Source organism: Ottowia oryzae (assembly GCF_003008535.1).
Lineage (GTDB): Bacteria > Pseudomonadota > Gammaproteobacteria > Burkholderiales > Burkholderiaceae_C > Ottowia > Ottowia oryzae.
Genome location: NZ_CP027666.1, coordinates 3,384,026 through 3,397,502, shown reverse-complemented (window position 1 = coordinate 3,397,502; position 13,477 = coordinate 3,384,026). Strand labels below are relative to the sequence as shown.

The window sequence follows — 13,477 nt, the reverse complement described above, 5'->3', positions numbered from 1 at the left end:
TCAGAGTGCCAGGGACTTCAGGTATTCGCAGAACGACGCACCCATCTGCGGGTGTTGCAGGGCCAGTTCCACCGTGGCTTGCAGAAAGCCCTCTTTGCTACCGCAATCGTAGCGCTTGCCCTCGTACTGGTAAGCGTAAACGCGCTCTTTGGCCATCAGGCGCGCGATGGCGTCGGTCAGCTGAATCTCGCCGCCAGCGCCGGGCGGCTGGTCGCGCAGTTCGTCGAAGATGCGCGGGGTGAGGATGTAGCGCCCGGCAACACCCATGCGCGAAGGCGCTTCGGCAGGCGAGGGTTTTTCGACGATGCGCTCGATGCTCATCAGCCGCTCGCCCGCAGGCGAGCCGGCCACGATCCCGTAGCGGCTGACCTGGTCGGTCGGCACCTCTTGCACGGCCAGTACCGAACGGCCCAGCGATTCGTAAGCGCGGGTCATTTGCGCCAGCACCGGCAGGCCATTGGCCGGGCCGACCATCAGGTCATCCGCCAGCAGCACCGCAAACGGGTGCTGGCCCACGATGTGCGCGGCGCACAGCACGGCGTGCCCCAACCCCAATGAGCGCGGCTGGCGCACGTAGGTGCACACCATGTCGGCAGGCTGCACGGCCTGAACGGTGTTCAGCAGGGCGGATTTGCCAGCGGCTTCCAGCTCGCTTTCCAGCTCGTAGGCGGTGTCGAAGTGGTCTTCGATGGCGCGCTTGCTGCGCCCTGTGACAAACACCATGTGCCGCACGCCGGCCGCGTAGGCCTCTTCCACCGCGTATTGGATGAGTGGCTTGTCCACCACCGGCAGCATCTCTTTGGGGCTGGCCTTGGTGGCCGGTAGAAAGCGCGTGCCGAGCCCTGCGACGGGAAAAACGGCGACATCGACCTGGTAGGGCTTAGGCATGAATTTTTAATACAAATGCTACAGTGACTGCCCCAACAAGCTGCCAGAATGTCGGGCCGCATCATTCGACATCACTGAGGAACGCGTGCACATTCTCCTGCTGGAGGATCTTGCCTCCGACGCCCGCCAATGGCTTGCATCCCGGCATACGGTGGATTATCTGCCAGAGCTTGCAGACAACCCCGAGGCCCTGGCTGCGCGCCTGGGCGAGGTCGACGCGCTGGTCGTGCCCTCGCGCTTCAAGGTCAATAGCGCCTTGCTGGACATGGCCCCGCAGCTGGTGGCCATCGCCCGCATTCACGACGGCACCGACAACGTCGATTTCGAGGCCTGCCAGAAGCGCCGCGTGCGCATGATTCAGGCGTCCAGCGCCACGGTCCGCGCCAGCGCCGAATACTTGCTGTCCACCATCTTGACGCTGTTTCGCTCGGGTGTGCATGGCGCCTGCGCTGGCGCCCGCGATCGCGCGGCGGCCGTGCGGCCGGCGCCTGGGCGAGAGATCAACGACAGCGTGGTGGCCTTGCTGGGCCTGGCACCGGTGGCGCACGTACTGGCGACGATGCTGGTGCCCCTGGGCGTGCGCGTGGTGGGTTACGACCCGGCCGTGCACCGCAACGCCGAGCTGTGGCGCCGCCTGGGCGTGCAGCCGATGAGCCTGAATGAAATGCTGGAAGTGGCCGACGCCGTTTCCGTGCAGATGATCTACGCCAGCCGTTACCGTGGTTTGCTGGGCGAACGCATCCTGTCTTCATGCAAGCCCGGCCAGCTGTGGACTTCCATCAGCCGCGCCGCGCTGTTCGATCTGGACGCCTTGTCCGAAGTGCTGCGCAACGGCCGCATCAGGGCGATGCTGATGGACAGCGACGACGAAGAAATCTACGCGCCCGATTCGCCTCTGCAAGGCCTGGATAACGTCTGCGTGACGCCGCGCCTGGCGCCCTATACGAACGAATCGCAGCTGCGTGGCAGCTGGTACCTGGTGGATCGAATCCACGAAACCCTGATGATGAGCGAGGCGCGGGGCCCCGGCGGACTGCTGGACAGCGAGCCCATGCCGTTCGCCTGAACCAGCGGGCCGCGCGCCAGGCAGGCGGCCCGGCGCGCTGATCGGGGCTTTGTCCTGGACCGGTTGGCCCAGGCGCGCTGGCGTCAGCCCAGGCGCCGGCGCTGCGCCTTCAACTTCTCCAGCGCATCGCCAAAGTCGGCCACACGCTTTTTCTCTTGCTCGATCACCTGCGGCGGCGCCTTGGCCACGAAGGCTTCGTTGCCCAGCTTGGCGTTGGCCTTGGCGATCTCGCCTTCCAGGCGCTTGATCTCCTTGTCCAGGCGCTGCTGCTCGGCCGCCACGTCGATTTCCATGAACAGCGCGAGGCGCGCATCGCCCACCACGGCCACGGGCGCGGCGCCAGCGGCCTCGGCCCATTGCGCTTCGTCGGCAAACAGGCGCACCTCGCTCAGTTTGGCCAGCGCTTGCAGCGTGGGGCCCATGGTGCGCAGGAAGGCTTCGTCGCCGGTGGCGTACAGCGGCAGGCGCTGCGCGGGCGACACGTTCATCTCGCCGCGCAAGGTGCGGCAAGCGTCCACCAGCGCCTTCAGGCGGGCGATTTCGGCCTCGGCCGCCTCATCGATGTTGGCCGCCTGCGATTGCGGGTAGGCCGCCACCATGATCGACGCGCCCGACTTGCCCGCCACGGGCGCCACGGCTTGCCACAGCGCCTCGGTCACGAACGGGATGATGGGGTGCGCCAGCCGCAGAATGGCTTCCAGCACGCGCACCAGGGTGCGGCGCGTGGCGCGTTGCTGCTCGGGCGAGCCGGTCTGGATCTGCACCTTGGCGATTTCAAGGTACCAGTCGCAGAACTCGTTCCACACAAAGTCGTAGATGGCGTTGGCTGCCAGGTCCAGCCGGTAGTCCTCGAAAGCCTTGGCCACGGCGGCCTCGGCCTTCTGCAGGCGGCTGACGATCCAGCGGTCGGCGGCAGAGCGTTCAGGGGCGGTATCGCCTTCGGCCCCGGTGCCGGGCCGCCCCAAGGCGGGGCCAGCCCCCTCGGGGGGCAGCGAACCACGCGAAGCGGGGAGCGTGGGGGCGTTATTTCCGCAATCATGACCTTCGCAATTCATCAGCACGAATCGGCTGGCGTTCCAGAGCTTGTTGCAGAAGTTGCGGTAGCCCTCGCAGCGCTTGCTGTCGAAGTTGATGGTGCGCCCCAGCGTGGCCATGGCGGCGAAGGTGAAGCGCAGCGCGTCGGCGCCGTAGCCGGGAATGCCTTCAGGGAATTCCTTCTTGGTGTTCTCGCGCACCTTGGGCGCCGTCTCGGGGCGGCGCAGGCCCGTGGTGCGCTTGGCCAGCAGCGGGTCGAGCGCGATGCCGTCGATCAGATCGACCGGGTCCAGCACGTTGCCCTCGCTCTTGCTCATCTTCTTGCCGTGCGCGTCCAGCACCAGGCCGTGGATGTACACGTCGCGGAAGGGCACCTTGCCGGTGAAGTGCGTGGTCATCATGATCATCCGGGCCACCCAGAAGAAGATGATGTCGTGCCCTGTCACCAGCACCGATGAGGGCAGGTACAGCGCCATGTCTGAGAGCTGCGCCGCACGGCCGCCCGAAGGCGCAGCAGCCCCCTCGGGGGGCAGCGAACCACGCGCAGCGGGGAGCGTGGGGGTCTCTTGCTGCGGCCAGCCCAGCGAAGAGAAGGGCACCAGCGCCGATGAGTACCAGGTGTCCAGCACATCGGGGTCGCGCGTCAGGGTGCCGGTATAGCCAGCTTTTTGGGCCTTGGCGCTGGCCTCTTCTTCGTTGTTTGCTACAAAAATTGAACCATCTTCGCCGTACCAGGCGGGGATTTGGTGGCCCCACCACAGCTGGCGGCTGATGGTCCAGTCCTGGATGTTGTTCATCCACTGGTTGTAGGTGTTGACCCAGTTTTCGGGCACGAAGCGCACCTGCCCGCTGGCCACCGCGTCGATCGCCTTTTGCGCAATGCTCTTGCCCGTCGGGTCTTGCGGGCTGACCTTGGTCATGGCCACAAACCACTGGTCGGTCAGCATCGGCTCGATGATCTGGCCGGTGCGCTCGCAGCGCGGCACCATCAGCTTGTGTTTCTTGGTGTCGACCAGCGCGCCTTGCGCATCCAGGTCGGCCACGATGGCCTTGCGCGCCACGAAGCGGTCCATGCCGCGGTATTTCTCGGGCGACTGGTCGTTGATGGTGGCGTCTAGGTTCAGCACGCCGATCATGGGCAGCTTGTGCCGCTGGCCCACGGCGTAGTCGTTGGCGTCGTGCGCGGGCGTGACCTTGACCACGCCGGTGCCGAACTCGCGGTCCACATAGTCGTCGGCAATCACCGGAATCTCGCGGCCCACCAGCGGCAGCGTGACGTGCTTGCCGATCAGCGCCTGGTAGCGCTCGTCTTCGGGGTGCACCATCACGGCGACGTCGCCCAGCATGGTCTCGGGCCGGGTGGTGGCCACCACCAGGCTGGCGGGCGCGCCGGCGGCTTTCAGGCTGCCGTCCGGGTCGACCAGCGGGTAGGCGATGTGCCACAGAAAGCCGTCTTCTTCTTCGCTGACCACTTCCAGGTCGCTCACGGCGGATTTCAGCGCCGGGTCCCAGTTGACCAGGCGCTTGCCGCGGTAGATCAGGCCCTGTTCGTACAGGCGCACGAAGGTGTCGGTCACCACTTTGGACAGGTTGTCGTCCATGGTGAAGTACTCATGGCCCCAGTCCACGCTGTCGCCCATTCGGCGCATCTGGCGAGTGATGGTGTCGCCCGACTGCTGCTTCCATTCCCACACGCGCGCCACGAAGTTCTTGCGGCCCAGGTCGTAGCGGCTTTGGCCTTGCTGCTCTTGCAGCTGGCGCTCCACCACGATCTGCGTGGCGATGCCCGCATGGTCGGTGCCGGGCACCCACAGCGTGTTGAAGCCGCGCATGCGGTGGTAGCGCGTGAGCGTGTCCATGATCGTCTGGTTGAACGCATGGCCCATGTGCAGCGTGCCCGTCACGTTCGGGGGCGGCAGCTGGATGCAGAAGTTATCGCCCCGCGCCGCCGCGGCCGCGTCGGGCTGGCCTGTGCCGCGTACGCCCGCGCGCCCGTAGCCCCGGCGTTCCCACTCGGGGCCCCAGAAGGCCTCGATGGCGGTCGGTTCGAACGATTTGGACAGGCTTTCAAGGCCGGGTTGCGCGGGCTGATCGGACATGGTGTTGTGAAGTGGGCCGTCTAGGCCGGGATGGAGCCAGAATGGACAAGGCGCGGGCCGCCAGCCAAGGGCGCCCGCAAGAGAATCAAGGGGGTCATTCTACCGAGGGCATGCCTTGGGGTAGCGCAGCGCCGTCGCTTCCGGGCTTTAAGCAAAATTGGCCTCTGGCGCCCGCTGCACCAGCGCTGGCAGCTATGAAAAACATAGTTGATCGGATGTGCCAACCGGCAGGCACGCCCGCGCGGCGCGCACAGCACTTCTACAATCTGCGCCACAGCCGGCGGCCCGGGCTGGGGCCCAATGCTCCTTGCCGCGCCCTGGCCCTTGCCACCGATTCATGACCCACGCCCCCGAACAGCCGACCGCCCCGCCGATGCCCATCGGTGCCGAAGACGCGGCCGATACCGAACGCCGCTTTGGCGGCCTGACGCGCCTGTACGGCAGCGAGGGCGCCGCGCGCATTCGCGCCGCGCACGTGGCGGTGGTGGGCATCGGCGGCGTGGGCTCGTGGGCCGCCGAGGCGCTGGCGCGCAGCGGCGTTGCCCGCCTGACGCTGATCGATCTGGACCACGTGGCCGAATCCAACGTCAACCGGCAGATTCACGCGCTGACGCCCACGCTGGGGCAAGCCAAGGTCGAGGCGATGCGCGAGCGCATTGCGCAGATCCACCCTGGTTGCATCGTTCATGCCGTGGATGAGTTTGTCGAGCCCGGCAACTGGCCCGCGCTGCTGCCCGCACCGGCCGACGCCGTCATCGACGCGTGCGACCAAGTGCGCGCCAAGACCGCCATGGCCGCCTGGGCGCGCGCTGAGCGCGTGCACTTCATCACCGTGGGCGCGGCCGGTGGCAAGCGCCACGCCGAGCGCGTGGACATCGCCGACGTAGCCGACGTCACGCACGACCCGCTGATCGCCCAGTTGCGCTATCAGCTGCGCCGCCGCCACGGCGCGCCGGCCGCCGGGCGCCGCATCGGCGTGCACGCGGTGTTCAGCCGCGAAACCGTGGTCATGCCGCAGGCGTGCGATGCGCCGGCAGAGGTGGACGGTTCGCTCAATTGCAGCGGCTACGGATCGTCGGTGGCGGTGACCGCCACCTTCGGGTTTTGCGCGGCCGGATGGGTGCTTGAAAAAATTTCTGGCCACCCCCAAAAAACCGGGCTATAATTCGAGGCTTTCCAGCAAACGCTAAAGCGTAAACTGGCAAATGTGGGACGTTAGCTCAGTTGGTAGAGCAGCGGACTTTTAATCCGTTTGTCACAGGTTCGACCCCTGTACGTCCTACCAGAACATGGCTTCTGGCCTGAAAACCCCGCTATCCACAAGATAGCGGGGTTTTTTTCTGGGGCTTCGGGTGCGTGAAGGGCTTGGCGCGCGGCCCGGCTGTTGTGACCACGCTTTCGTTCCATCGGTCAGACAGCGCATTCGCGCAGCTGCCCGCCGCCATTGGAATCCACCCATGCGGCTTCCGCACATCCTCGCGCCGGCAACTGCTTGATGTGCACGTTGGCTGTGCCGGAAATGCGTGCCCTACGGCAGCTCGCCGCCCCGGTGGCGCTCAGCCTGTCAGCACAAGCGCGTGCGCCACGCGTCGGTCCAGAAAGCCAGTGCGCCGCGCACGTCGCCGGTGGGCGCGGGGGGCAGGCCCAGTGGCGCGGCGGCGGCGTTCAGGGCCTGCAGCGGTGTGCGGGTGTCCACGGCTTCGGCGCCGTTTTGCTTGCTGAGCTTTTCGCCATCGGCGGCCAGCACCAGCGGGGTGTGAAGGTACAGCGGCGTGGGCAGGCCCAGCGCGCGTTGCAGCAGGATCTGCCGCGGCGTGTTGTCGGCCAGGTCTTCACCGCGCACGACGTGCGTTATGCCTTGCGCGGCGTCGTCCACCACCACGGCGAGCTGGTACGCCCACAGCCCGTCTGCGCGGCGCAGCACGAAGTCGCCCACCGCGGTGGCGACATCCTGGCGCTGCGGGCCCAGTCGGCGGTCGTTCCAGGTGATGGTCAGCGCTGAATTTGCTATGAAATGCGTAGCTGCCGGCGCTGGCCCATCCTGCGCTGGGGGCTGATTGGGTATCAAACGCCCAGTGTGCAGGCGCCACGCGCGGGCGGGTCGGCCATGCAGGCCGCCGCGCTCGGGCCGGCAGGTGCCGGGGTAGGGCAGTTCCACGCCGCGCGTGGCGCTGCGGCCCAGCGCCGCCTGGGCCAGAGCGATGTCTTTGCGTGAGCACGCGCAGGGGTAGGCCAGGCCCTCATCCACCAGCCGCGCCAGGGCAGCTTCGTAGAGATGGCCGCGTTGGGATTGCCAGGTGGGCGCTTCGTCGGGCACCAGGCCGCAATCGGCCAGCTGCTGCAGGATGCGCTGGTCGGCGCCGGGCAGGCAGCGCGGGGTGTCCACGTCTTCGATGCGCACCAGCCAGCGGCCGCCTTGCGCACGCACGTCCAGCCAGCTGGCCAGCGCTGCCACCAGCGACCCGGCATGCAGCGCGCCGGTGGGCGAAGGGGCAAAGCGGCCGATGACCATGGGCAGCGCCAGGCCCCTTGCCGCGGCGGCGGCCGGCGCCTGAAGGATTCGTCTCAGCGGGCCAGGGCGGCCAGGGCCAGATCCAGGCCCGATACAAAAGCGTGCTCGACGCGGTTGCCCAGGCACCAGTCGCCGCACAGGCCGACTTGCAGGCGCGCGTCCCACACAAAGGGCTGGCCCAGCGGCGTGAGGGTTTGCGCGTGGTGCCACAGCTGGGCGTGCGCGTAGGCGGGCGTGGCGCGGATGCCGGTGATTTCGGCAAAGGCCTTGCGCAGCTTGTCGCTGGCGCGCGGTGCGTCGTCCAGCTCATGCTCGCGTGACCAGGCGGGGCTGGCCTGGATGGTCCATCGCTCGATCTGCGCGCGCCCCGGCTTGGACGATTCGCGCGCCAGCCAGCTGACGCGGTGGTGCGTGCTGCGCGCGGCGTTCCACTGCGGGCCCAGCGTGGTCAGGCCGGGCTGCGCCGCGTTGGGGTAGGCCAGCGTCAGCGTCCAGCACGGGGCCATGTCCACCTTGGCCAGCGGCTTGGCCAGCTCGGCCAGTTGCTTTGAATTGGATAGCAGCTCGCGCACGTCGGGCGCGGGCAGGGCGAGGATAACGCCGTCAAAACCTGCGCGGATGGGGTTGGACTGCGCGGCGGACTGGGTCTGCAGCTGCCAGCGCGCGGGCGCCAGCGCGTCGCGCTCGATGCGCAGCACGCGGGTGCCCAGTTGCAGCGAACCGTCGGCCGCCAGCGGGGCTGCCCAGCGCTCGGCCAGCGCGCGCATGCTGGGTGCGGCGACCCAGTGGGCTTCGCGCGGTGGCGGCGGCGCTTCAACCACGCGGCCTTCGGCGTCGAGTACGCGCACGGCGCTGGCGCTCCAGCGGCGGGCCACGTCGGCGGCGGTGGCTTCCAGCGCGCGGGCGAATCGCGGGTCGCGCACGGTGAAGTACTGCGCCCCGGTGTCGAAGCTGCCGAAAGGCGTGTCCTGCGTGGCCATGCGCCCGCCCACGGCGTCGGCGCTCTCGAACAGGGTGACTTGATCGCCCGCCTGGCGCAGCGTGCGCGCCGCGGCCAGGCCGGCAATACCAGCGCCGATCACGGCGAAATGTCGGGGTGGGCGGCGGCGGGCGGTGCTCATGCCGCCTACTCTACACGCTGGCCGTGCTGTTCCAACAGCGCGCGCCGCGTCTTCGGGCTTTGCAGCTGCTCCAGCCACCATTCCAGCGCCTTGCCGGGGTTGCCGTCGGCGCGCCAGGCGTAGTTCAGTTGCGCGACGCGGGTGCAGCGCTCCACGCGCCGTTCAACCAGGCGGCCGGTGGCGAGGTAGGGCCGCGCGATCGGCTCAGGCAGAAAGCCCGCGCCCAGCCCGCGCAACTGCGCGTCCAGCTTGGCCGCCAGGCTGGATACGGTGAGCGTGTCTTGCCCCTCCAGCAGCCCAAACGACTGGGTGATGCCGCTTTGCACCGAATCGGCCACCACGATGCCGCGGTGCTTGAGCAAATCGGTGTCGGCCAGCGGCTCAGGCGCCTTGGCCAGCGGGTGGTGCGGCGCCACCGCGTAGACAAAGCGCACCTGACCCAGCGGCATGGCCTTCAGGTTGGCGGCCGAAGACGGCTCCAGAATCACGCCCAGCGCCAAGTCGGCACGGCCCGAGGTGACGGCGCTCAGCGTGCCGCTCAGGATTTCGTCGCGCACGCGCAGCCGGGTGGGCGGGTTGAGCGCGTAGAAGGCTTCCACCAGCTCCATCAGCGCCGAAGACGAGATCAGCCCGTCCGCCGCGATGGTGAACTGCGGCGCCCAGCCGGTGGCCACGCGCTTGACGCGGTTGACCACGGAGTTCACTTCGCGGTGCAGGCGCTCGCCCTGGGCCAGCAGCTCGGCGCCGGCTTCGGTGGGGCGCGCCTGGCGGGAAGAGCGGTCGAACAAAAGCACGTCCAGCGCGTCCTCTACCTGGCGCACGCGGTAGGTCAGGGCGCTGGGCACCACGCCCAATTCGCGCGCGGCACCGGCAAAGGTGCCGTTGCGGGCGATGGCGTTGAGGATCCGAAAGGCATCGGGGCTGAGCAGGTCGGTAGGCGTTTCGGGCATGGAGGGCGATTGTTTAATTTTTTTGAATGATGACGTCAATGTGTCGAACCCCCATCGGGTCTAACCCGGCCTAAAGTTCTAGTTCTGTGCTGAGGGTGGCACCCACGCTGCAATGCAGCATGAGGCGGCCTTCCGCACTTGAAAGGCATTACCCCATGATTCAAATCCGAAAATCGCAAGACCGTGGCTATGCGGACCACGGCTGGCTGAAGTCCAACCACAGCTTTTCCTTCGCCGGCTACTACGACCCGGCGCACATGGGCTGGGGCAACCTGCGCGTCATCAACGAAGACCGCGTAGCGCCGGGCAAGGGCTTTGGCGCGCACAGCCACCGCGACATGGAAATCATCAGCTACGTGCTGGAAGGCAACCTGGCCCACCGCGACAGCATGGGCAACGTCGAAGGCATTCCGCCTGGCGACGTGCAGCGCATGAGCGCCGGCAGCGGCGTGACGCACAGCGAGTTCAACCACGCCGAAGGCCAGATCACGCACTTCCTGCAGATCTGGATCGAGCCCAACCAGACCGGCATCGCGCCCAGCTACGAGCAAAAAACCGTGCCCGAAGCCGACAAGCGCGGCCAACTGCGCCTGGTGGCTTCCCCGCAGTCCGACGCGCACGCGGTCAAGATTCACGCCGACGCCGCCCTGTACGCCGGCCTGTTCGACGGCGCCGAACACGCCACGCTGGCGCTGAACCCCGCCCGCAAGGCCTACGTGCACCTAGTGCGCGGCCAGCTGGATGTGAACGGCCAACGCCTGACGGGCGGCGACGCTGCCTTGATCGACGGTGAAAGCCAGATCACGCTGAACCACGGGCACGACGCCGAAGTGCTGGTGTTCGACCTGGCGCCCTGAGCGTGCCGGCGGCGGCCTCTCGGCCAAGCGCCGGCGTGCCTGAAAGCCGATTCACAACCTGACCGGCGCCGCAGCGCGCGGCCCGGTGGCATTTGGTGCTGGCTGCTGCCAGCGCAGGCGCCTACTTGCGCGGGTGCTCCTGTTTTTGATTTTCTTAACCCTCTGAAGGACCTTGTCATGTCATCCCTGCAAAACCCCATCGCCCTGATTGGCCGCCTGTTGCTGGCCTACCTGTTCATCCCCGCCGGCATCGGCAAGCTGACCGGCTTTGCCGGCACCGTGGGCTACATCACATCCAAGGGCCTGCCCATGCCCGAGGTGGCCGCCGGGCTGGCTATCGTCGTGGAACTGGGCGTGGGCCTGATGCTGCTGGTGGGCTTTCAAACCCGCTGGGCTGCGCTGGTGCTGACGCTCTTCACCCTCGCTGCCGGCTTTTTCTTCCATAACTACTGGGCCGTGCCTGCCGACCAGGCCATGGTGCAGCAGCTGATGTTCAACAAGAACGTGGCCATCGCGGGCGGCTTGCTGGCCTTCGCCGCTTTCGGCGCAGGCGCCTTCAGCCTGGACGCCAAGCGCGGCCGCTGATCGGATACCTCGCCGCAAGGCGCCCTGCCCTGAGGGCTTGGGCGCCTTCGGCCTTGGTCGGATGAGGGCATGGCCGCACCGGCGCCTGACAGCAGCGGGTGATGCGCTGGCCACTCATTGGATATGTTTTTGCCGTTGGGCAAGCAGTGGGGCCTTCGTCCGAGAAAGCCCGGCTGCATCCTCCCCGCACGCTCCATTGCGCAGACCGGTCGGGCGCCCGCCGCCAGGGCCCGTTAGGCGCCCAACTCACGCACGGCATAGGCCAAATGGCCTATGTCCAATGGCGATCATTTGGCTTGCGCGCCAGCCGCGGCGCGTATATCGTGACCGGGCGTAACCGGGCACGGTGCCCGGTTGGCTGCGCTGTATGCGGGTGCCCCCATGAAAATCCTTATCGCCGATGACCACCGCCTGATCGTCGAAGCCGTCGCCGACAAGCTGAAAGAGCTGACGCCCGATCTGGCCGTCTGCACCGCCTTTTCGGTGGACGAGCTGCACCACGCGCTGGACGCCAGCGTGGCGCTGGCGCTGATCGACCTGGGCATGCCCGGCGCACGCGGGGTGGAGCACATCAGCGAGGCGCACCGGCGCTGGCCGGGGCTGAAGATCATCGTGTTGTCGGGCGCGCAGGACGATGCCGTGGTGCGCGCCGCGATGGAGGCGGGCGCGCAAGGCTTCATCCCCAAGGCGCACAGCCCCGAAGCCATGCTGATGGCGGTGCAGACGGTGCTGGGCGGCGGCACCTACCTGCCTTGGCAGCTGATGCCGGGCACGGCGCCGGCAACCGAGCGCGCCAGCGACGAGGCGCTGGACCCGTACACCGTGGCGCTGAGCCCGTCGATCGCGCAGCTGCGCCACATGCTGACCGACCGCCAGCTGGACGTGCTGTCGCACCTTTCGGCCGGGCAGCCCAACAAGGAAATCGCGCGCGGCCTGGGCATCAGCGAAGGCACGGTCAAGATCCACCTGGCGGCCATCTTCCGTGCGCTGCGGGCGCGCAACCGCACCGAGGCGGTGATCGCCGCCCGCGCGCTGGGCGGGGTGGAGCGCCTTAAGGAAAATCAGCGTCTGGCGCAGGTGTGACGGGCGCTGGCAGCTACTCAATCAATAGCAAAACCAGGGCGCGACTGCCGGGCGGTGCCAAGCCATAGCGTCACAACTTCAGAGCGCGCCCGCCAGCGGCGTCACTCGCAGGCGAACTTCAGTTCGCTCTCGGCGTGCGAAGACAGCGTGCCCGGCGGGCTTTCCTTCAGATCCAGCTGGCGAAACCGCTTGCCGCTGGCCGCGCAGTGGGCCGTCGCTTCTTGCACCGCTGAGCGCGTCAGCTGGCCCGGCTGCTGCGCCACGATGCCGCGCTTGCTGATCGTCCAGGAGCCGTCAAAGCCGGCCACCGGCCCCGAATCGGTCGCCGCGCAGGCGCCGAGCAGCAGGCAGGCCAGCAGCGGCAGGCTCAGCGCGGGTGCGGCTGGGGAGTGGATCAAGCGGCGCATGGCGGTCTCCTGGTGAGGTGATGGCGCCCAGCCGCTGGGGCGGTGGGCGCCTCAGCCATCTTAGGGCCGCGTGCGATCGGCGTGTGCCGCTTGTGTTACGGAAGGGGCGGAGTGTTGCTGGGTGCGCCACAGCGCGCCGGTGGCGGGGTGTTGGGCGCCTTGCTGGCGCCGTTTTGCTGGCCCCGGTTCTCAGTAGGTTCCAGAATCCGGCGCGGGCCAGCACTTGGGCAACGCCAAAGCTGAGTGGGCTTGCGGGCCCGGCTGACTTCAGTGGGCTGCGGTGCTGGCTTGCGCAGCGGCAGCGTCGCTGATCAAGCCTCTTAGCTCCTGGAAAGCACTTTGGATTTGCGGAATCGCCGCACGAAAGTCTTCGGCCGGGTGCAGCGCCGCGCCTTCACGGATGACGGGGTCTGGCACCTCCATGGCGGGCATGGTGGGCGCCACTTTAAGCCCGACCGCCGCCGCCACTTGCTTCAGCTGCTCGGCACAGCGGGTGCCGCCGTGGCCGCCGTAGGTCACGATGGCGGCAGGCTTGTCGCGCCATTCGCCGTACAGGTGGTCAATGGCGTTCTTGAGCACGGCGGGGTAGCCCCAGTTGTACTGCGGGGTGACAAAAACCACGGCGGCGGCCGAGCGGACTTTTTCGCTCCACGCCAGCGTGTGCGCCTGCGTGTAGTGGCCCAGGGCGGGAATGCCGGGCTCATCGTCCATCGGCAGCGGCCATTGGGCCAAGTCCACCACTTCGTAGCGCAGCTCAGGGCAAGCCTGGCTGGCAATGGCTTGCACCCAGGCGGTGACTTCGGGGCACTTGCGCCCCGCGCGGGTGCTGCCCATGATCAGCAACACGTTGGGGTCGAGTTTCATCGGATCGGCT

At 67.8% G+C, this 13,477-nt stretch carries 12 protein-coding genes and 1 tRNA gene; 6 read left to right on the top strand and 7 right to left on the bottom strand.

The features are described from left to right. Positions 1-888 carry a UTP--glucose-1-phosphate uridylyltransferase GalU gene (gene galU, locus C6570_RS15510; RefSeq protein WP_106704018.1) on the bottom strand — a complete coding sequence of 296 codons (888 nt, stop codon included), beginning with the start codon at positions 886-888 and terminating at the stop codon, positions 1-3. 85 nt (positions 889-973) lie between these two features. Between galU and C6570_RS15505 the strand changes: the two genes are divergently transcribed. After that, complete coding sequence (locus C6570_RS15505) at positions 974-1,954, top strand: NAD(P)-dependent oxidoreductase (protein ID WP_106704017.1); 981 nt, start codon at positions 974-976, stop codon at positions 1,952-1,954. A gap of 83 nt (positions 1,955-2,037) precedes the next feature. On the opposite strand, the gene C6570_RS15500 is transcribed toward C6570_RS15505, so the two are convergent. Then, a complete protein-coding gene (locus tag C6570_RS15500; protein ID WP_106704016.1) occupies positions 2,038-5,088 on the bottom strand; it encodes a valine--tRNA ligase in 3,051 nt (1,016 codons plus the stop codon). 337 nt (positions 5,089-5,425) lie between these two features. On the opposite strand from C6570_RS15500, the gene C6570_RS15495 reads away from it, so the two are divergent. Continuing rightward, the gene (locus tag C6570_RS15495; RefSeq protein WP_106704015.1) at positions 5,426-6,253 is read left to right on the top strand and encodes a tRNA threonylcarbamoyladenosine dehydratase; all 828 of its coding nucleotides are present in this window, start codon (positions 5,426-5,428) and stop codon (positions 6,251-6,253) included. Between the two features lie 44 nt (positions 6,254-6,297). Then, positions 6,298-6,373 (top strand) — tRNA-Lys (locus C6570_RS15490). 279 nt (positions 6,374-6,652) lie between these two features. On the opposite strand, the gene gluQRS is transcribed toward C6570_RS15490, so the two are convergent. The 3 genes from gluQRS to C6570_RS15475 are packed head-to-tail and all read right to left on the bottom strand — an operon-like array spanning position 6,653 to position 9,671. Continuing rightward, complete coding sequence (gene gluQRS, locus C6570_RS15485) at positions 6,653-7,600, bottom strand: tRNA glutamyl-Q(34) synthetase GluQRS (protein WP_106704014.1); 948 nt, start codon at positions 7,598-7,600, stop codon at positions 6,653-6,655. A gap of 53 nt (positions 7,601-7,653) precedes the next feature. Next, complete coding sequence (locus tag C6570_RS15480) at positions 7,654-8,721, bottom strand: NAD(P)/FAD-dependent oxidoreductase (protein ID WP_106704013.1); 1,068 nt, start codon at positions 8,719-8,721, stop codon at positions 7,654-7,656. Positions 8,722-8,726: 5 nt separating this feature from the next. Continuing rightward, on the bottom strand, positions 8,727-9,671 hold the full coding sequence (locus C6570_RS15475) for a LysR family transcriptional regulator (RefSeq protein ID WP_106704012.1): 945 nt from the start codon (positions 9,669-9,671) through the stop codon (positions 8,727-8,729). Positions 9,672-9,826: 155 nt separating this feature from the next. On the opposite strand from C6570_RS15475, the gene C6570_RS15470 reads away from it, so the two are divergent. The 3 genes from C6570_RS15470 to C6570_RS15460 all read left to right on the top strand — a co-directional run bounded on the left by C6570_RS15470 (position 9,827) and on the right by C6570_RS15460 (position 12,196). Further along, positions 9,827-10,528, top strand: coding sequence for a pirin family protein (locus C6570_RS15470; RefSeq protein WP_106704011.1), 702 nt, complete (start codon positions 9,827-9,829; stop codon positions 10,526-10,528). Positions 10,529-10,705: 177 nt separating this feature from the next. Next, a complete protein-coding gene (locus C6570_RS15465) occupies positions 10,706-11,113 on the top strand; it encodes a DoxX family protein (protein WP_106704010.1) in 408 nt (135 codons plus the stop codon). A 381-nt stretch (positions 11,114-11,494) separates the two neighbouring features. Further along, positions 11,495-12,196, top strand: coding sequence for a response regulator (locus C6570_RS15460; RefSeq protein ID WP_106704009.1), 702 nt, complete (start codon positions 11,495-11,497; stop codon positions 12,194-12,196). Between the two features lie 101 nt (positions 12,197-12,297). On the opposite strand, the gene C6570_RS15455 is transcribed toward C6570_RS15460, so the two are convergent. Both C6570_RS15455 and C6570_RS15450 read right to left on the bottom strand, forming a co-directional pair. Continuing rightward, positions 12,298-12,603: a hypothetical protein gene (locus C6570_RS15455; protein WP_106704008.1), complete on the bottom strand. Its 306-nt coding sequence runs from the start codon at positions 12,601-12,603 to the stop codon at positions 12,298-12,300. Positions 12,604-12,870: 267 nt separating this feature from the next. After that, complete coding sequence (locus C6570_RS15450; protein ID WP_106704007.1) at positions 12,871-13,467, bottom strand: NADPH-dependent FMN reductase; 597 nt, start codon at positions 13,465-13,467, stop codon at positions 12,871-12,873. Positions 13,468-13,477 lie beyond the last annotated feature (10 nt).